This window comes from Thermocrispum municipale DSM 44069 (assembly GCF_000427825.1).
Taxonomy (GTDB): Bacteria; Actinomycetota; Actinomycetes; order Mycobacteriales; family Pseudonocardiaceae; genus Thermocrispum; species Thermocrispum municipale.
The window spans coordinates 274,437-293,800 of sequence record NZ_ATYT01000003.1; the positions used below are offsets into that span (position 1 = coordinate 274,437).

General features: G+C 68.9%; 15 protein-coding genes. 13 read left to right on the top strand and 2 right to left on the bottom strand.

Annotation, left to right across the window (positions count from 1 at the left end):
* Positions 1–39 precede the first annotated feature (39 nt).
* Positions 40–1,374, bottom strand: a complete 1,335-nt coding sequence (locus YWM_RS0101270) for an LVIVD repeat-containing protein (RefSeq protein WP_425426449.1) — start codon at positions 1,372–1,374, stop codon at positions 40–42.
* Between the two features lie 580 nt (positions 1,375–1,954).
* On the opposite strand from YWM_RS0101270, the gene YWM_RS0101275 reads away from it, so the two are divergent.
* The gene (locus tag YWM_RS0101275; protein WP_028849176.1) at positions 1,955–2,656 is read left to right on the top strand and encodes a DUF305 domain-containing protein; all 702 of its coding nucleotides are present in this window, start codon (positions 1,955–1,957) and stop codon (positions 2,654–2,656) included.
* A 92-nt stretch (positions 2,657–2,748) separates the two neighbouring features.
* On the opposite strand, the gene YWM_RS0101280 is transcribed toward YWM_RS0101275, so the two are convergent.
* Complete coding sequence (locus YWM_RS0101280; RefSeq protein ID WP_028849177.1) at positions 2,749–3,135, bottom strand: hypothetical protein; 387 nt, start codon at positions 3,133–3,135, stop codon at positions 2,749–2,751.
* Positions 3,136–3,379: 244 nt separating this feature from the next.
* Here YWM_RS0101280 and thrS point away from each other — a divergent pair, with 244 nt between their 5' ends.
* The 12 genes from thrS (at position 3,380) to YWM_RS0101350 (ending at position 19,298) form a co-directional block, all read left to right on the top strand.
* Positions 3,380–5,443: a threonine--tRNA ligase gene (gene thrS, locus YWM_RS0101285; protein ID WP_028849178.1), complete on the top strand. Its 2,064-nt coding sequence runs from the start codon at positions 3,380–3,382 to the stop codon at positions 5,441–5,443.
* 15 nt (positions 5,444–5,458) lie between these two features.
* Positions 5,459–6,019 carry an HIT family protein gene (locus YWM_RS0101290; RefSeq protein WP_028849179.1) on the top strand — a complete coding sequence of 187 codons (561 nt, stop codon included), beginning with the start codon at positions 5,459–5,461 and terminating at the stop codon, positions 6,017–6,019.
* Positions 6,020–6,684: 665 nt separating this feature from the next.
* Complete coding sequence (locus YWM_RS0101300; protein WP_084612122.1) at positions 6,685–8,202, top strand: sugar transferase; 1,518 nt, start codon at positions 6,685–6,687, stop codon at positions 8,200–8,202.
* Between the two features lies 1 nt (position 8,203).
* Positions 8,204–9,439, top strand: coding sequence for a class I SAM-dependent methyltransferase (locus YWM_RS0101305; RefSeq protein WP_028849181.1), 1,236 nt, complete (start codon positions 8,204–8,206; stop codon positions 9,437–9,439).
* A complete protein-coding gene (locus YWM_RS21685; protein WP_052344438.1) occupies positions 9,436–10,275 on the top strand; it encodes a sugar phosphate nucleotidyltransferase in 840 nt (279 codons plus the stop codon). Before YWM_RS0101305 ends, YWM_RS21685 begins: the two co-directional genes overlap by 4 nt.
* Positions 10,276–10,298: 23 nt before the next feature.
* Positions 10,299–10,925 (top strand): PIG-L deacetylase family protein, encoded by a 627-nt coding sequence (locus YWM_RS0101315; protein WP_028849182.1) that lies wholly within the window; start codon positions 10,299–10,301, stop codon positions 10,923–10,925.
* The gene (locus tag YWM_RS0101320; protein WP_028849183.1) at positions 10,922–12,067 is read left to right on the top strand and encodes a class I SAM-dependent methyltransferase; all 1,146 of its coding nucleotides are present in this window, start codon (positions 10,922–10,924) and stop codon (positions 12,065–12,067) included. The genes YWM_RS0101315 and YWM_RS0101320 overlap by 4 nt, the downstream gene beginning before the upstream one ends.
* A gap of 3 nt (positions 12,068–12,070) precedes the next feature.
* Positions 12,071–13,213: an NAD-dependent epimerase/dehydratase family protein gene (locus YWM_RS0101325; RefSeq protein WP_211232402.1), complete on the top strand. Its 1,143-nt coding sequence runs from the start codon at positions 12,071–12,073 to the stop codon at positions 13,211–13,213.
* Positions 13,213–14,523, top strand: a complete 1,311-nt coding sequence (locus YWM_RS0101330) for a UDP-glucose dehydrogenase family protein (RefSeq protein ID WP_028849185.1) — start codon at positions 13,213–13,215, stop codon at positions 14,521–14,523. Before YWM_RS0101325 ends, YWM_RS0101330 begins: the two co-directional genes overlap by 1 nt.
* Before the next feature lie 47 nt (positions 14,524–14,570).
* Positions 14,571–15,833: an MATE family efflux transporter gene (locus tag YWM_RS21690; protein ID WP_052344439.1), complete on the top strand. Its 1,263-nt coding sequence runs from the start codon at positions 14,571–14,573 to the stop codon at positions 15,831–15,833.
* Positions 15,834–15,840: 7 nt separating this feature from the next.
* Positions 15,841–17,979: a polysaccharide pyruvyl transferase family protein gene (locus YWM_RS26725; protein ID WP_245565877.1), complete on the top strand. Its 2,139-nt coding sequence runs from the start codon at positions 15,841–15,843 to the stop codon at positions 17,977–17,979.
* Positions 17,976–19,298, top strand: coding sequence for a glutamate-1-semialdehyde 2,1-aminomutase (locus tag YWM_RS0101350; RefSeq protein WP_028849186.1), 1,323 nt, complete (start codon positions 17,976–17,978; stop codon positions 19,296–19,298). Before YWM_RS26725 ends, YWM_RS0101350 begins: the two co-directional genes overlap by 4 nt.
* Positions 19,299–19,364 lie beyond the last annotated feature (66 nt).

Genomic DNA, 19,364 nt, shown 5'->3' on the forward strand with positions numbered 1-19,364 from the left:
GGAAGACGCCCCTGACTGGATCTGTCGATCGGTGCGAGATCAGCGCTCGCGGTAGTGCTCCTGCGTCTGGGCGTTGAGCACGTTGGTCCGGACCTTCTTGGCCGGGTCGGTGATCTTGTCGTCGATGCGCAGGACGTCGAAGCCCTTGCCGAGGTCGGACGAGTAGATGTAGCCGTTGTAGTAGTACGACGACCACGTACCGCCGCCCTCTTCAGGGTTCGCGGCCGGACCACGCTCGACGTAACCGATCTGCTTCGGGTTCGACGAGTCGGTGAAGTCCCACACCGCGGTGCCGCCCATGTACCAGGACTGCACCATGATGTCCTTGCCGGGCACCGGCAGCAGCATGCCGTTGTGCGCCACGCAGTTCTCCTCGTCGGTCTGCTCGCGATCGATCTTGAAGAAGCTGCGGAACACCAGCTTGCGCTCGTCGCCCTTGCCGACGATGTCGTAGATGCCGTCGGCGCCGAGCTCGGGGCCGATCTCCGGGTTGCAGGTGGCCGCGCCGCCGCCGCCCAGCTCGTCGGTGAAGACGACCTTGGAGGCGTCGTTGCTGAACGTGGCCGAGTGCCAGAACGCGAAGTGCTCCGCGTCGGTCACCCGGTCGATCACCTTCGGGTTCTCCCGGTCGGTGATGTCCATCAGCACACCGTCACCCATGCAGGCGCCCGCCGCCAGGTTCTTCGACGGGTACACGGTGATGTCGTGGCAGCCCTCGGTCGGCACGCCGCCCGGCTTGTTGATGTCCCACTCGGGGTCACCCGGGAAGCCGCCGTCCGGGAACAGCACCGGCGTGGCCACCACTTCGGCCTTGGTCGGCTTGTGCACCGGCACCTTGATGATCGAGATCAGGTCGTGCGGCGGCTGGCAGTTGGACAGCGACTCGGAAGGTGCGTACGACGACACGTAGAGGTAGACGTGGCTCTTGAACTTGCCAGGAACCAGCGTGTGGGTGTGCGAGCCACACTTCGTCTCCACCGACTTGACGTAGCGCGGGTTGCGCATGTCGGAGATGTCGAAGATGCGCACGCCCTCCCAGTACGGCTTGGTGCCGTCGTTCTGTGGCTCGGAGTTGCACGAGTCGTCGCTGCGCCGCGCGTCGACCGACAAGAACAGCAGGTTCTTGTAGACGCTCACGTCGTTCTGCGCGCCGGGGCACAGCACATTGGCCACGATCTTCGGCTTCTTCGGGTTCTTGATGTTGTAGATGGTGAACCCGTTGTAGTTGCCGACGATCGCGTGACCGTTCTTGAACGCGATATCCGTGCCGACCGCACCGTCAGCCAGCGGCTCCTGGAACGGCACGTTGGCCACGTGCTTCATGTTGGGGCTGGTGACGATCTCGTCCGGGGCAGGACCGGACGGCTCTGCCACGGCGGACGATGTGCCTAATGTCGTGCTCAGCAGCGATGCGCCAAGCGCTGCGGCGAGCGCGGCGGCACGCCAACGTCGGGTACGGGTGCCTGTCACGGTATGTCGCCCTTCTCCCACAGTCGACGGTTCGGCGCCGACTTCCGTTGCGCACGGTACCGTTAAAGGGGACTCGATCGCGCGACTTTTTCGGTTCAGTTGTCGATACTCCGACACATTTGGCGCACATGGCCGGTGAATGCGCGATCCATCTCATCGGGTGAACACCCATTGCGGTCGAGGTGACGCCGGATTCGGTGACGGCCCGTGATCGACTCACGGTTCGACCTGCGGCAGATCGTCGGTCGACGTTGTCCGATGTGCACTCTTTAAGGTGATTGCGAATCTGTCTCCGGTGGGGCGGGGCGATTCAGTGTTCGGTCTCGGCGCAAGGAGCCGATTCTGCGAAATGTTGTGTCCGGGCCGTGGTGAAATGTCGTTGCCGCGACAATTGCGTGCGCGTTATTGACGTAGGCACGGTCGTGTGACAAGGCTGTGCGAGCCGCGCACGGTCGCGCGGGCGCGGGAGTCGGAGGAGTATTCGGTGCGTAGGTGGATCGTCGTGCCGTTGGTGGCCGCGGTGCTGGCAGTGCCGGCCTGTACCGGCGACGAGGGTGATGGTGGCGGCCAGGCCGGGACGTCCGGGCCGTCGGTGATCGCGCCGGGCAAGCCGGGCGAGGACAACAAGACACTCTCGCCGGAAGAGGCGAAGTCCGCGGTGCCGAAGAGCAAGGCCAACGAGGCCGACGTCGCGTTCATGCGCGACATGGTGATGCATCATTCGCAGGCCGTCGTGATGACCGACCTGGCCAAGACGCGCGCGGCCTCCGGTCCGGTGAAGGGGATCGCGAAGCGGATCGCCGGTGCGCAGCGGGCGGAGATCGGCATGATGAACCTGTGGCTGAAGCGCCACGGTCACGAGCCACTCATGGTGCCCGGCGCCAAGGGGTATCAGGAGGGGCACGGTCACGGCGGCCACCACGGCATGCCCGATTCGCACGGCGACCACGAAGGCATGCCGGGCATGGCCACCCAGAAGCAGCTGGACGAGCTGGCCGCGGCCAGCGGGGCGAAGTTCGACGAGCTGTTCCTGAAGCTGATGATCACCCACCACGAGGGCGCGCTGACGATGTCCCGTGAGGTGCAGCGCAAGGGTTCGGACACCCGGGTGCAGGAGATCGCCGACGAGATCATCGCCACGCAGACGGCGGAGATCACCAAGATGAAGGCGATGCAGCGCGGCTGAGGCGCCACTGGCGTCGTCGCCGGCAGGACGGGGTCAGCGAGCAGACCCGCCACGCGGCGCACCTTGCGCGGCGCGGCCGGCTCGCTCCTCCGTCACCCGTGCGTGATCGTGTACGACAGGTCGCCCACCGTGCCGTACGTGGTGACGACCGCTCCCTTGCTCGGCCGGAACGACTCGCGGCCGATCTCGCTCAAGTCGCTGTAGTCGCCGCCCATGACCACGATGTCCTCCGGCTGCTCGCTGGTGCCGAGACCGCCGAGCGTGTCGCACTGGCCGGGAGCGACCAAGCCGGTCGTCGTGTCGCGGCCGGGCAGATGAACAAGCGCGAGGTGCTGGCCCGCGGCGCACACCGTGATCTCGCCGGGTGCCGGTGCGGGGCTCGCCGCGGCCGATCCAGCGGTGGCGAGCATCCCGACCGCGACCAACGCACCGGCCGAGGCAACGGTGGCTGTCCGCTTCGTGAGCTGCTTGGCGCTCATGCCGAATGTCCTCCCCTTGGGGCCGCACACGCGGTCCCTTTTCGTGTCTGCTGGCTGACCATCCCGCACAACGAACGTGAAGGATGTTCGGTTCAACGGCGGAGGCGGAAAGTCTTTCCCGGCTGCCGTGCGGCCCGGCCGTCGAAAACGGTGGACACGGTGAGTAATGCGTTGGGGCCGGGGACTAGCATCCGCAGTACCGCATCAACAGTTCTCAGTGATTCGCATCGTTCGAGGAGTCATCGTGTCCAAGCCGTACTCGCCCGCAGCTGCACCCGCCGAGCGTGTGGTGGTGCCGGCGGGCACTACGGCGGGCAGCGCGATCCGGGAGGCCGGACTACCCGGCAAGGGCCCGGAAGCGATCATCGTGGTGCGGGACGCCGACGGCGTGCTGCGCGACCTGTCCTGGACGCCGGAGACCGACGTCGAGGTCGAGCCGGTCGCGGCCAACACCGACGAGGGCCGCAGCGTCATCCGGCACTCGGCGGCGCACGTGCTCGCGCAGGCCGTTCAGCAGGAGTTCCCGGAGGCCAAACTGGGCATCGGGCCGCCGGTCAAGGACGGCTTCTACTACGACTTCGGCATCGACCACAACTTCACCCCGGAGGATCTGCAGCGGCTGGAGAAGCGCATGAAGCGCATCGTCAAGTCCGCGCAGCGGTTCTCCCGCCGAGTGCTGCCGTCGGTCGACGAGGCCAAGAGCGAGCTGGCCGACGAGCCGTTCAAGCTCGAACTGGTCGACCTCAAGGGCGCCGACCAGCAGGAGGTGGACACCTCCGAGGTGATGGAGCTCGGCGGCAGCGAGCTGACGGTGTACGACAACGTCGACCCGCGCACCGGCGAGACGGTGTGGGGCGACCTGTGCCGCGGCCCGCACGTGCCGACGACGAAACACATCCCGGCGTTCAAGCTGACCAGGGTGGCGGCCGCCTACTGGCGGGGCGACGAGCGCAACCCGCAGTTGCAGCGCATCTACGGCACCGCGTGGGAGTCCCCGGAAGCGCAGGAGGAGTACCTCGAGCTGCTGGCCGAGGCGGAGCGGCGTGACCACCGCAAGCTCGGCGCCGAGCTGGACCTGTTCAGCTTCCCCGACGAGATCGGATCCGGGCTGGCGGTGTTCCACCCCAAGGGCGGTGTGGTGCGTAAGGCGATGGAGGACTACTCCCGCCAGGCGCACGAGCGCGCGGGCTACGAGTTCGTCAGCACGCCGCACATCACCAAGGCGAAGCTGTACGAGGTCTCCGGGCACGCGGGCTTCTACGCCGACGCGATGTTCCCGCCGATGCAGCTGGACGCCGAGTACAACCCGGACGGCACGCTGCGCAAGCCGGGCCAGGACTACTACCTGAAGCCGATGAACTGCCCGATGCACAACCTGATCTTCCGGGCGCGTGGGCGGTCCTACCGGGAGCTGCCGCTGCGGCTGTTCGAGTTCGGCTCGGTCTACCGGTACGAGAAGTCCGGTGTGGTGCACGGGCTGACCAGGGTCCGCGGTTTCACGCAGGACGACGCACATATCTACTGCACGCCGGACCAGCTGCAGGACGAGCTGGCGAACCTGCTGGACTTCGTGCTGAACCTGCTGCGGGACTACGGCCTGACCGAGTTCACCGCGGAGCTGTCCACCCGGCCGGAGAAGTACTACGGCAAGCTGGAGGACTGGGAGCGCGCCGAGTCCGCGCTGGAGGAGGCGCTGAAGCGGGCCGACCTGCCGTATCGCATCGGGCACGGCGAGGGCACGTTCTACGCCCCGAAGATCGACGTGCACTGCACCGACGCGCTCGGCCGCTCGTGGCAGCTGTCCACGCTGCAGGTCGACCTGCAGCAGCCGGAGCGCTTCGACCTGCGCTACACCGCGCCGGACGGCTCCCGCCGGCAGCCGATCATGATCCACCGGGCGCTGTTCGGCTCGATCGAGCGGTTCTTCGGCATCCTCACCGAGCACTACGCGGGCGCGTTCCCGGCGTGGCTGGCTCCCGTCCAGGTGGCGGGGATCCCGATCGCCGACGAGCACATCGAGCACCTGCAGAGCGTGGCGAGCAAGCTGCGCGAGCACGGTGTGCGGGTCCAGGTGGACGTCAGTGACGACCGGATGCAGAAGAAGATCCGCACGCACACCACGCACAAGGTGCCGTTCATGCTGCTGGCGGGCAACAAGGATGTCGAGGCGGGCGCGGTGTCGTTCCGCTTCCGGGACGGCTCGCAGGTCAACGGCGTGCCGGTGGACACCGCGGTGAAGGCCATCGTGGAGTGGATCGCCCGCCGGGAGAACGCCTCCCCGACGGCGGAGAACGTCCCGCTGAGCTGACTTACGATCAAGGTTATGCAGCACAGCGGGGCGCACGAGGTACAGGACGGTGTCGGCGTCCCGGACGCCTTGCAGCGTTTGTGGACGCCGCACCGGATGGCCTACATCAAGGGCGAGAACAAGCCGGACGGCGACGAGCCGCAGGGCTGTCCGTTCTGCCGCATCCCCGAGATGGACGATGACGAAGGCTTGATCATCGCTCGAGGCGAACTGGTGTACGCGGTGCTGAACCTGTACCCGTACAACCCCGGGCACCTCATGCTGGTGCCGTACCGGCACGTCGCGGACTACACCGACCTCACCAAGGACGAGACCGTCGAGGTGGCGGAGCTGACGCAGACCGCGATGCGGGTGGTGCGGTCGGTGTCCAATGCGCACGGGTTCAACATCGGCATGAACCAGGGCTACGTCAGTGGCGCGGGGATCGCCGCCCATCTGCACCAGCACGTGGTGCCGCGGTGGGGTGGGGACTCGAATTTCATGCCGGTGATCGGTCACACCAAGGTGTTGCCGCAGCTGCTGGGGGAGACCCGCAAGCTGCTGGCGGACGCGTGGCCGAGCGCGGGCCCTGCCTGACAGGGGCACGTGTCGGTTGGAAGGTGCGCGGCCCGGTGGCCGTGCCGACCGCCAAGTGATCAGGCCCTGGGCGCGCCTGACGCGGCGTGGTTCGACCGCCAGGCGGTCAGCAACACGCTGCCGGCGAGTGCAGTCGGACAAGTGATCAAGCTCTGGATGCGCTTGGCGCGGGCACGGTTCGGCTGCCAGCGGGCCGGTGTCCGGTGGCCGTACCGACCGCCAAGTGATCAGGCCCTGGGCGCGCCTGACGCGGGAGGTGCCCGGGGTGCCGCGCGGTCGGCGACGCGTGGGGCACGCCAGTCACCCTGAGTAGCCGCACGACCTGGCTTGCTCCGGGTCGGTCACCTGTGGCTGGGGACCTTGGTCACCGCCTGCTCGCGCACGCCGCACACCCCACAGAGGCGCGGCGCCATCAAGGTGTCGCAGGCCAAGGTGTAGATCTGCGCCGGTCGGCCACGCCCGCATCCGACGTTGCCCTAATCATCCGGAAAATCCGTTTTCTGCTCCCGTAACTCTTTCGGGTGAACCGGCGAATCTGTGGGCAGGCAAGACGGTGAGCCTCGGGTGTTCGGGATTCGGTTCGCCGTCGGGATTCCACAGGTGGCTGATACCGGGCTGCGCGCTGTCCTGTCACCAGCGCGGGCCGGACGGAAGGGGCGTGGCGAATGAGTGACCATGTCGATTCCTCCGCGCCGACCGTGCAGACCGAGTCGCGGCTGAATCGAGAAGCCTTCTACTCGCGCTCGTTCCGGCCGCCCGCGGCGGCGTGGGAGCCGCGCTATCGGCAGTGGATCATCCTCGCCGACTTCGTCGCCACCATCGTGGTCGTCGTTGTCGTCGGCGCGATCATGGAGATGCGTCATCCGCACTGGGGTGTGACCCCGCTGTTCGGGTTGCCCGTCCTGGTCACGCTCGAGCTGCTGACCGTCGGCGCGGTCATGCTCGCGTTCGGGCTCAGCCGCGTCTGGCATCCGGTGGTGCTCGGCCAGGGGCCCGAGGAGTTCGGCAGGCTGGGCAAAGGCCTGTTCGCCTCGATCGTCGCGTTGAATGCCGCGCTGCTCGCCGCGGGAAGCCCGGCGGGTGCGCGGCTGTGGGTGTTCGTGGTCGTTCCGGCGATCGCCGCCCTGGTGTTCCCTCAGCGCTATCTCGCCAGACGGTGGTTGCACCGCCGGCGCAGGCAAGGACGATGTCTGCTGCCCGTGCTGGCCACCGGGACACCGGAATCCATCAGCGACCTGATCGACCGCACCACGAAGGCCTCGCACGTCGGGTGGCGGGTGGCCGCGGCCTGCACGGTCGACGGCGGTACCGACAAGAAGGCCGAGATCGACGGCGTTCCGGTCGTCGGCCGGTTCTCCGATGTCGCCGAACACGTCAAGCGGGGCGGCTACCGCATCGTGGCGGTGACGCCCGACCGGTACTGGACACCCGAGCGGCTGCGCAGGCTGGCATGGGACCTGGAGGGCACCGGCACCGAGATGGTGATCGCGCCGCGCCTGATGGAGGTCGCCGGGCCGCGGCTGCACATCTCCGGGGTGCTCGGCATGCCGCTGCTGCGGGTGAGCGAGCCCGCGTTCACCGGGTTCTCCCGGCTGGTCAAATCCGCCGTCGACCGGGTCGGCTCGCTGCTGTTGCTGATCCTGTTGTCGCCGTTGATGCTGCTCACCGCCCTCGCCATCAAGATCGACAGCCGCGGACCGGTGCTGTTCAAACAGCAGCGGATCGGCAAGGACGGCGTGCCGTTCACCGTGCTGAAGTTCCGCACCATGGTCCCGGAAGCCGAGCGGATGCGCGCCGACCTGATCGAGGTCAACGAGGGCGCGGGCCTGCTGTTCAAGCTCCGCCGCGACCCGCGCGTCACCCGGGTCGGCCGGATCCTGCGGCGCTACTCGATCGACGAACTCCCGCAGCTGTTCAACGTGCTCGGCGGCTCGATGTCGTTGGTCGGCCCGCGGCCACCGCTGCCGGAAGAGAGCGCCAAGTACGCCCCGAGCGTGCGGCGCCGGCTGCTGGTCAAGCCGGGAATGACCGGGTTGTGGCAGGTCAGCGGCCGCAGCGAACTGTCGTGGGAGGAGTCCGTGCGGCTCGATCTGCGCTACGTCGAGGACTGGTCGCTGGCACTCGACTTGATGATCTTGTGGAAGACACTACGGGCCGTCATCGGCGGCGAGGGGGCTTACTGACATGACGAGCTGCCGACTGTGCGGATCCTCGGCGCTGGCCGGCGTGGTCGACCTGGGCGCAACACCGCCGTGCGAACTGTTCTTGACCGCGGACCAGCTGGACGAGCCGGAAATGACCTATCCGCTGCACCTGCGGGTGTGCACGGACTGCCTGCTCGCGCAGCTTCCCCCACTCATCACCCCGGAGGACACCTTCACCGAGTACGCGTACTTCTCGTCGTACTCGGACTCCTACGTGGCGCACGCCCGGCAGCTCGTCGCCCACGCCGTCCACCGCCTCGGCCTCGGTGACGAGTCGTTCGTCGTGGAGGTCGCCAGCAACGACGGATACCTGCTGCAGCACGTGGTGGAACGCGGCATCCGCTGCCTCGGCGTCGAACCGTCGGTCAACGTCGGCGAAGCCGCCCGCGGCAAAGGCGTCCCGACCGTGACGGAGTTCCTCACTCCGGAGTCCGGTGCCGAGCTCCGCGCCGAGCACGGGCCCGCGGACCTGGTCGTGGCGAACAACGTCTACGCGCACATTCCGGACGTCGTCGGCTTCACGCAGGGACTGCGTGCACTGGTCGCCGACGACGGGTGGGTCTCGATCGAGGTGCAGCACCTGCTCACGTTGATCGAGCTCAACCAGTACGACACGATCTACCACGAACATTTCCAGTACTACACCGTGGCGTCGGCGCAGCGAGCGCTGGCCAGCGGCGGGCTGGCACTGGTCGACGTCGAGTTGATCGACACCCACGGCGGGTCCATCCGGCTGTGGGCGCGGCCGCAGGAGGTCGCCGGCGAACCCACCAGCCGGGTGGCCGACGTGCTGGCCGCGGAAAAGGCCGCGGGCCTGCACGAACTGTCCGGCTACGCCAACTTCGGCGCCGCGGTGGCGAAGGTCCGGCGCGATCTGTCGCGGTTCTTGATCGAGGCCGCCGAGAAGGGTCAGCGCGTCGTCGGCTACGGCGCGCCCGGCAAGGCGAACACGCTGCTCAACCACTGCGGCATCCGCACCGACCTGCTGGCCTACACGGTGGACCGCAACCCGTACAAGCACGGCCGCTACACCCCGGGCACGCGCATCCCGATCCTGCCGCCGGAGCGGATCGCCCATGACCGGCCCGACTACGTGCTGGTGCTGCCCTGGAACCTGCGCGAGGAACTCACCGAACAACTGGCCTACGTCGGCGGGTGGGGTGGCCGCTTGGTCTACGCCATCCCGCGGCTGGAGATTGTGGAGGTATCGCCGTGAAAGTCGTTCTGTTCTGCGGCGGTTATGGCATGCGCATGCGCGACGGCGTGTCCGCGCTGCCCAAGCCGATGGCCATGGTGGGTCCCCGCCCGCTGATCTGGCACGTGATGCGGTACTACGCGCACTTCGGGCACAAGGACTTCGTCCTGTGTCTCGGCTACGGGGCCGACCACATCAAGGAGTTCTTCCTCAACTACTCCGAGACCGCCTCCAACGACTTCGTGTTGCGTGACGGCGAGGTCGAGATGCTCACGTCGGACATGAGCGACTGGACCATCACGTTCGTGCACACCGGTCTGGACTCGCCGATCGGGGAGCGGCTGCGGCGGGTGCGTCCCTACGTCGAGGACGAGGAGATGTTCCTGGCCAACTACGCCGACGTGCTCACCGATGCGCACCTGCCGGACATCATCGACCGGTTCGCCGCCGCGGACGCCGGGGCGTCGCTGCTCGCGGTGCCGCCCCAGTCGGCGTTCCACGTGGTGCAGCTCGGCGAGAAATCCCGCGTCGACCAGATCATCGAGGTCTCCACGATGCCGCTGTGGGAGAACGGTGGGTACTTCGTGCTGCGGCCGGAGATCTTCGACTACCTGCCGCCCGACGGCGACCTGGTCGGTGACGTGTGCACCGAGCTGGCCAAGCGTGGCCGCCTGCTGGCCTACCCGTACCGCGGCTTCTGGCAAGCGGCGGACACGGTGAAGGAACGCGCGGCGCTGGACGCCGCCTACGCGGCCGGTAACCGTCCCTGGATGCTGTGGGAGCAGGGTCGGGCCGACCCGCCGCCCCGGCATCCCGAACCCCAGCAGCTGCCCGCGCTGCAGCTGACCGAGCGGTGACCGGGCAGGCGAGCCTCGGGCGGGTGGATCACCTCCTGCTGCTCGGGGCACATTGCGACGACATCGCCATCGGCTGCGGCGGCACGGTGCTCCAGCTGTGCCGGGCGAACCCAGGACTGCAGGTCAGCGCGGTGGTGCTGTGCGGGGGAGGGACCGCGCGGGAGGCCGAGGAGCGGATGGCGCTCGCCGCGCTGTGCGCCAAGGCCGAACTGGACGTGATGGTGCTGGATCTGCCGGACGGCCGGGTGCCCGCGCACTGGACCCGCGCCAAGGACGCGCTGGAGGCGTTGCGGCTGCGCTGCGACCCGGACCTGATCTTGGCGCCCGCTCCGCACGACGCGCACCAGGACCACCGGACACTGGCCAAGCTGGTGCCCACGGTGTTCCGGGCACACCAGGCGCTGGGCTACGAGATCCTCAAGTGGGACGGCGACCTGGCCCAGCCCAACCTGTACGTGTCGCTGCCGGAGACCGTGCTGGCTGACAAGCTGGACATCCTGCACCGGCACTACGGCTCCCAGCGCGGACGGACCTGGTTCGACGACGAAGCCTTCCGCGGGCTGGCGCGCGTCCGCGGCGTGCAGTCCGGCGACCGCTACGCCGAGGCGTTCCACGCGCCCAAGCTCTCGCTGCGGGTAGGTGCGTCGTGAGCACCGACATCCGCTGCCGGTTCTGCGGCAGCACGAACGGCGAGGTCGTGGCCGACCTCGGCATGCAGCCGGCGTGCGACCACTTCCCGTACGCCGACGCCGCGCAGACCGATCCGGTCTACCCGCTCAGGTTGTGGGTGTGCCGCCGCTGCCACCTGGCCCAGCTGGCCGAGGACCCCACCGAGCCGGACGAGCCGCGCGGCGTCGAACCGCTGGCGCTGGTGCGGCAGGCCCGCCAGGCCGTGGCCGCGGTGCACGCGGCCGGACTGCTGCCGTCCGAGGGCGTGGCGCTCGAGCACGGCAGTCCGCACGGTGGGTCGTGGCTCGGTCTGCTCGACGAGCGCGGCATCCGCCCGGCGACCGACCCCGGCCGACCGGTCGACGTGGTGGTGGACAGCTTCGGGCTGATGCACGACGCCGACCAGAACGCCGCGCTGGAGCAACGGGTTGACGAACTCAAGCCGGACGGCGTCCTGCTGGTCCAGTTCCACTCGCTGGCCGCGGTGCTGCGGAAGCGGCAGTGGAACGCCATCCGGCACGGGCACCCGGTGTATCTGTCCACCCCGGCGCTGGTCGGCATGCTCGCCCGGGTCGGACTGCGCACCGTGGCCGCGTGGTGGTTCGACCTCTACGGCGGAACGGTGTTGCTGGCCGCGCGCCGTCAGGGGTCGATCAGCCCGTCCGTGCGGCATCTCATCGACGACGAGCTGGCCGCCGGGGTCGAGGACTTCGGCGAATTGCGCGCGCTGGCGACCGCGGCCGACGAGACCGCGCTGGCGCTACGCGGATGGCTGGCCGACGAGCAGTCCCACGGCCGCACCGTGCTCGGCTACGGCGCTGCCTCCCGGGCCGTGCCGCTGCTCAACCACGCGGGCATCGGACCGGACCTGCTGCCCGCGGTGGCCGATGCCTCCGAAGCCAAACAAGGCAGGCGATTCCCCGGCGTCGGTGTTCCGATCATCTCGCCCGACGAGCTGGTCAGCCTCGCTCCGGACGACGTAGTGCTGTTCGTGCCCGACATGCTCGACGAGATCCGTGCCCGGCTGCCCGAGATCGAGCGCAGGGGTGGCCGCTGGGTGGTGCTGGAGCCTGCGCCCCGGGTGATCGAGACGAGCAAGAAAACCGCGACGAAGGGGTCCTGACACATGACTGCGCCCAGCGTGACCGACCGTTTCCGGGCCGACGAGGTACGCGCCGACGATCTGACCACGATGCTGGCCGATCTGGCGGCCGCCGGTGCCGACCTGGCGCGCCTGTCCGGGCAACGGCTGCTGATCACCGGCGGGGCCGGCTTCCTCGGCTACTACCTGGTGCAGCTGCCGCTGGCGTGGAACGACCAGAACCCTGATCTGGCGCCGATCGACGTCACGGTGTTCGACAACTACATCCGCGGCGTGCCGCCGTGGCTGGACCGGCTGGCGGTGCGGCGTGATGTCACGCTACGGCCGCACGACGTGCGAGAACCGCTCCCGGGCGACATGGGGGAGTTCTCCTACGTCATCCACGCGGCGGGTATCGCGTCACCGACGTACTACCGGGCGCACCCGATCGAGACGATGGACGCCAACATCACCGGGCTGCGCAATCTGCTCGACTACGCCCGCGAGCGGCTGGCCGCCGGCGCCCGGTTCGAGGGGATGCTGTTCTTCTCCTCCAGCGAGATCTACGGTGACCCCGAGCCGTCGGCCATCCCCACGCCGGAGACGTATCGCGGGTTCGTCTCCTGCACCGGCCCGCGCGCTTGCTACGACGAATCGAAGCGGTACGGCGAGACACTGTGCGTGAACTTCGCGCAGCAGTACGGCGTGCCGGTGCGCATGGCACGGCCCTTCAACAACTACGGCCCCGGCATGAAGATCACCGACGGCCGAGTGATCGCCGACCTGTGCCGGGACGCGCTCGCCGGACGTGACCTGGTGCTGCGGTCGGACGGCACACCGCGCCGGACGTTCTGCTACGTCTCCGACGCGGTCACCGGCTACTACCTGGCGTTGCTGCGCGGCGGTGACGGCGAACCGTACAACGTGGGCATCGACGGCCCGGAGATCTCGATGCTCGAGCTGGCCACCACGATCGCGCGCGTCACCGAGGAGCTCACCGGGGTGCGCCCGTCGGTCACCCACGAGCCGAGCCCGGAGTCGGCCTACCTGATCGACAACCCCAACCGGCGCTGCCCGGACATCACCAAGCTGCGCGGCCTGGGCTTCCGGCCACGGGTCGACCTGGAGGACGGACTGCGCCGCACGCTGCGCTGGTATGCCGGCAACCCCGGCGGGACGGAGCAATGATGCGCATCGCCGTCGTCGGAGCCGGCTACGTCGGTCTGGTCACCGGAGTGGGTCTGGCCGAGCACGGGCATCACGTCGTATGCGTCGACGTGGATGCCGCGCGGGTCGAGGCCATCAACGCGGGCCGAGCCCCGATCGTCGAAGCAGGCCTGGACGAACTCCTCGCCCGGCACGCGGGGGAGCGGTTCACTGCCACGACCGACATCGTCGACGCCGTCGCTGCCAGCAGCGTCATCTTCGTGTGCGTCGGCACGCCGTCACGGCCGGACGGCAGCATCGACACCTCGTTCGTGCAGGCTGCCGCCGCGGAGGTCGGGGCGGCGCTGCGGCCGGGGCACAGCGTGATCGTCAAGAGCACGGTGGTTCCGGGGACGACCGACGAACTGGTCACCGCGACACTGACGGAGGCATCCGGGCTGCGGCCGGGTGAGGACTTCGGTGTCGGCGCCAACCCCGAGTTCCTCACCGAGGGGCAGGCGGTGGCCGACTTCCTGTACCCGGACCGCGTCGTCATCGGTGGCGACGACCTCGCACTGTCGGCGCTGCGCGAGGTGTACGCGGAGTTCACGGGTGTGCCGCTGGTGCAGACGAACGCGCGCACCGCCGAGATGATCAAGTACGCGTCCAACGCCATGCTCGCCACGGCCATCTCGTTCACCAACGAGCTGGCCAACCTCGGGGCGGCCCTGGGCGGGGTGGACACCACCGAGGTCATGCGCGGCGTGCACTTGTCCCGCTACCTGACGTCGCACGCCCCCGGCCGCGCCGGGTTGGCCTCGTTCTTCGAGGCGGGCTGTGGCTACGGAGGGAGCTGCCTGCCGAAGGACGTGGCCGCGTTGACCGCGCTGGGCGATCAAGTCGGCTCGCCGCTGCGGGTGTTGCAGGCGGTGGCGGCCGTCAACGACGACCAGCCGTCGCGCCTGGTCGACATCGTCGAGCACGAGCTGGGCGGCTTGGCCGGGCGTCGCGTGACGGTCCTGGGACTGGCGTTCAAACCGGACACCGACGACACGCGGTGTTCCCCCGCCTTTCCGGTGATCAGGCAACTGCGCGACAAGGGCGCCGACGTGGTCGTGCACGACCCCGTGGTCGGCGCCGAGGCGGTTGCCGACTCGCCCGGAGTCACGCACAGCACGCATCTCGCGGTGGCGGTCAAAGGCGCCGATGCCGTGGTGCTGATCACCAAGTGGGAGCAGTACCAGGCGCTGCCGGGGCTGTTGGCCGAACTCGACGCGAAGCCACTGGTCGTGGACGGCAGGCGGGTGCTCGAGGCGTCGTCGGTGGCCAGATACGCGGGGATCGGGCGATAGCGCGGTGGATGAAGCGAGGGGATGGGTGAGCAGTCGGTGAGCAGACGATGAGCACCGTCATCCGGTTGACCTGGGGCCTGGCCGACCAGGCCGTGTCCAGCATGACCAATTTCGCCGTCGGCGTCGTGGTCGCACGGGCGCTCGGGCCGGTCGAGTTCGGGGTGTTCAGCCTGGCCTGGGTCACCTACACCGTGGTGCTCAACATTTCGCGCGGGTTGTCCACCGACCCGCTCGTGGTCCGCTTCAGCGGGGCGGCGACCGCGCGGTGGGGTGTCGCGGTGTCCCGATCCGCGGCGACCGCGCTGCAAGTGGGTGTGGCCGCCGGGGCGCTCTGCGTCGGGGTGGGGCTGATTCTGGGTGCCACGGTCGGTGGTTCGGTCGGGCCCGCGTTCGTCGGGCTGGGCATCGTGCTGCCCGCGCTGATGCTGCAGGACAGCTGGCGGTTCGCCTTCTTCGCCGCAGGTCTCGGCAGGCGCGCGTTCGCCAACGACATGGTGCGGGGCATCGCGCTGCTGCCGTTGATGGTGTTGGCGGCTTTGGACGGCCGGATGCTTGCCTTCCTGCTGGCGTGGGGCGCGTCCGCCGCGGTCGCCGCCGGCTACGGCTGGTGGCAGACCGGGTTGCGACCTGCGTGGGCAGGAACCCGCACCTGGCTGCGGGACCATCGCGAACTCGGCCCGCGCTACCTGGTGGAGAACGTCAGCATCAGCGGAGCCACCCAGCTGCGCGCCTACGGCCTCGGCGCCATCGCCGGGCTGGCCGACGTCGGCGCGGTCCGCGGCGCCGAGCTGCTGCTCGGACCGTTCCTCGCGGTGCTGATGGGGCTGAGCCTGGTGGCGGTGCCCGAGGCGTCCCGCATGCTGCGGCGCGGCAGCAAACACCTGCTGTCGTTCTGCCGATGGCTCGGCGGCATCCAAGCAGGCGCCTCCCTGCTGTGGGGCGTTGCGCTGCTGGTGCTGGTGAACGACGACATCGGGCGGCTCGTGCTCGGCGACGTCTGGCCGCCGGCCTCCGAGCTGATCGTCCCGGTGACGCTCGATGTGGCGTTCGCCGGCTTGATGAACGGGGCCGCCGCGGGTGTGCGGGCGCTCGGAGCGGCCCGGCGCAGCTTGCGTGCCCAACTGATCACCGCAGGCGCCTATTTGTCCGCAGGCCTGGCCGGGGCGGCCCTCGGGGGAGCAGCCGGTTCCGCGTGGGGGGTGGCGATCGCGCTCGGTCTCGGCGCGGCCGCGTGGTGGTGGCAGCTCGCCGTCGGCCTGGCCGAGTACGTACCCCAATCCGAAGTTCCGGTCGAGAGCACCACGAAATGAGGACCCCATGACTGCCGCACCCCGTCTGAGCGTCGGGCTCCCGGTGTACAACGGCGAGAACTACCTCGCGCAGTCGCTCGACGCGCTGTTGTCGCAGACGTTTGCCGACTTCGAGCTGATCATTTCCGACAATGCGTCCACCGACAGCACGCCGGAGATCTGCCGCTCCTACGCCGCTGCCGACTCGCGCATCCGGTACCTCCGGCAGCCGGTCAACATCGGCGCCGGGCCGAACCACGCGATGGTCGTCCGGCACGCGCGCGGGGAGTACTTCAAATGGGCCTCGCACGACGACCTCTACGGCCCGGACCTGCTGCGGCGCTGCGTACAGGCCCTCGACGAGAAGCCGGACGTCGTGCTGGCACACGCCTACATGGGTACGGCTGACGAGAACGGCGACGTCATCGACACGTTCGACTACACGCTGGCGACGGACTCGCCGTCGGCGCCGGAACGCTTCCGCAGCTTGCTGCTCACCGAGGGCGGCGACGACTTCTACGGGGTGATCCGGACCAGCGTGCTGCGCCGGATTCCACCGCACGCCAGCTACCACAACGCGGGCCGGAAGCTGGTCATGGAACTGTCCCTGCACGGCGCGTTCCACCAGGTTCCGGAGGTGCTCTATTACCGGCGCGAGCATCCCGGCCGGATCGAGAACTCCGGGTCGGTGCCGGAAGTGGCCGCCAAGCTCGAGCCGCGGCGAGGCGAACAGTCCACCGCCCGGTTGTACGCCGAGTTCCTGGCCGGGCTGGTCCGCGCCATCCAGCGGGCTCCGCTGTCGACGGCCGACCGTGCCACGTGCTACCGCTACCTGATGCAGTGGCTGGCCCGCCGGGCAGGCGTGCGCCGTGCCGTTCCCGCCCCCACCCCCCGTCGCTGTGCAGAAGCAGGCATCGTGACCACTCTCCGACGCTCCCGTCGGCCGACGCCCGACAAAGCCGTCCGCATCGGCCTGTTCGGAATCCTCTGCTCCGGCAATCTGGGCAACGACGGCTCGCTGGAGGCCGTCGTGCGCCATCTGAAGGGCAGGCATCCCAACGTCCAACTCGGCTTCTTCTGCATGGGGCCGGAGGAGGCGGCCGCCCGCTACGGGGCCCCGGCCACGTCGATGCAGTGGTACGAGGCGCACGCCGGCTCGACGACCGGGCTCGCCGGAGCGGCGATGAAGATTCTCGGCAAGCTGCTCGACCCGTTCCGCACGTTCGCGTGGGTGCGCAAGTACGACGTGGTGATCGTGCCGGGCATGGGCGTGCTGGAGACGACCACTCCGGTGCGGCCGTGGGCGTTCCCGTACTCGCTGTTCTGGCTCGGCGTGGCGGCGAAGCCGTTCGGCACCAAGGTGGCCCTGGTCAGCATCGGCGCCAATATGCTGCGCGAGCGCGTCACCCGGTCGCTGTTCGCGTACGGCACCAAGCTCGCCGATTACCGGTCCTATCGGGACGCCATGTCACGCGCCGCGGTCGAGAGCCTGGGCGTCGACGTGTCGCACGACGAGGTGTACCCGGATCTGGTGTTCGCGCTGCCGTCTCCGAAACCGACCAGGAATCCAGCCGGACGCGTCGGCGTCGGATTGATGGCCTACCGGGGTGGCAACGAGGACCGGCGCCAAGCGGCCGAGCTGCATCGCAACTACGTGGAGACGATGAAGCAGTTCGTGCGCTGGTTGTTCGACTCCGGCTACGACGTGCGGCTGTTCCTCGGCGACAAGGAAGACGACGACGTCCGGATCGAGGTGCTGTCGGACGCGCTGCGCTACCGCCCCGACAAAGCCGCGAGCATCGGCGCGCCGCGGGCGACCACGCTGACCGATCTCATGACGCAGATGGCCAACGTCGACACCGTGGTGGCCACCCGGTACCACAACGTGCTGTGCGGGTTGAAGCTCGGTAAACCCACCCTGTCGGTCAGCTACGCGGACAAACACGACGTGTTGATGTCCGCCATGGGCATGGGTGAGTTCTGCGTGCCCGCCCGCTCGGTCCAGCTGTCCGACCTGATCGAACGCTTCACCAAGCTGCAACAAGGCCGCGCCGAGCACGCCGCGCTGTTGCGCAAGCACAGCAGCCGAGCCCGCGACGAACTGGACCGGCAGTTCGCCCAGTTGGACAAGGTCTTGTTCCCGCACCAGGCAAGGAGTTCGAGATGACCGCGAACCACGAGCTGCCCAAGTCGGCCGAACTCAACGAACGCCTGCACGCGATGATCCCGGGTGGGGCCCACACCTACGCCAAAGGCTCCGACCAGTACCCGGAAGGCCTGGAGCCGGTGATCTCGCACGGGCGGGGTGCGCATGTGTGGGACGTCGACGGCAATCGCTACGTCGAGTACGGCTCCGGTCTGAAAGCGGTGACCCTCGGCCACGCCCACCCCAGGGTCCTGGCGGCCGTACGGCGCGAGCTCGACCGGGGCAGCAACTTCGTGCGGCCGAGCGTGCTCGAAGCGATCGCGGCGGAACGGTTCCTCGCCACAGTGCCCACCGCGGAGATGGTGAAGTTCGCCAAGAACGGCTCCGACGTGACCACCGCGGCCGTGCGACTGGCCAGGGCCGCGACCGGCCGCAAGCTGGTGGCGCTGTGCCATGACCAGCCGTTCTTCTCCACCGACGACTGGTTCGTGGCCACCACGCCGATGTCGGCAGGGATCCCCGACGAAGTCGCCTCGCTGACCGTCACGTTCCCGTACGGCGACCTGGCCGCGACGGAGGAGCTGCTCCGGCAGCACCCCGACGACATCGCGTGCCTGGTGCTGGAGCCGGCGGCGCTGCGGGAGCCACCACCCGGCTACCTGCAGGGTTTGCGCCGGCTGTGCGACCGGTACGGCTGCCTGCTCGTCTTCGACGAGATGATCACCGGTTTCCGCTGGTCGGCGTCGGGGGCCCAGGGTCTCTACGGTGTCGTGCCGGACCTGTCGACCTTCGGCAAGGCCTTGGGCAACGGCTTCGCGGTCTCCGCCCTGGCGGGCAAGCGCGACGTGATGGAACTCGGCGGCCTGCGCGACCACCGCGAGCGGGTCTTCCTGCTGTCCACCACACACGGCGGCGAAACGCACTCGCTGGCCGCTGCGGTGGCGGTGATGGACGTCTACGCCGAGGAGGACGTCGTCGGCAACATGCACGCGCTGGGCGAGCGGCTGGCGGCCGGGGTGCAAGAGGTCACCGACGCGCACGGGGTGAGCGACCATCTCGTCGTCAAAGGCAGGCCGTGTGCCCTGGTCTTCGCCACGCTGGACGAGAACCGGCAGCCGTCGCAGCAGTACCGCACGCTGTTCATGCGCCAGCTGATCAGCAACGGCGTCATCGGACCGTCGTTCGTGGTGAGCAACGCGCTCAGCCACGACGACATCGACCGGACCGTGGAGGCGGTCGCCCAGGCGTGCGTGGTGTACCGCAAGGCGCTCGATGCGGGTGACCCGACGCCGTGGATGGGTGGACGGTCGATCAAACCGGTGTTCCGCCGATACGCCTGAGCCGCAGCCGACGCCGGTGCGGTCGAGGGGGCCGCATCCGTCAGCGGTGCGGTCGAGGGGCGGTGC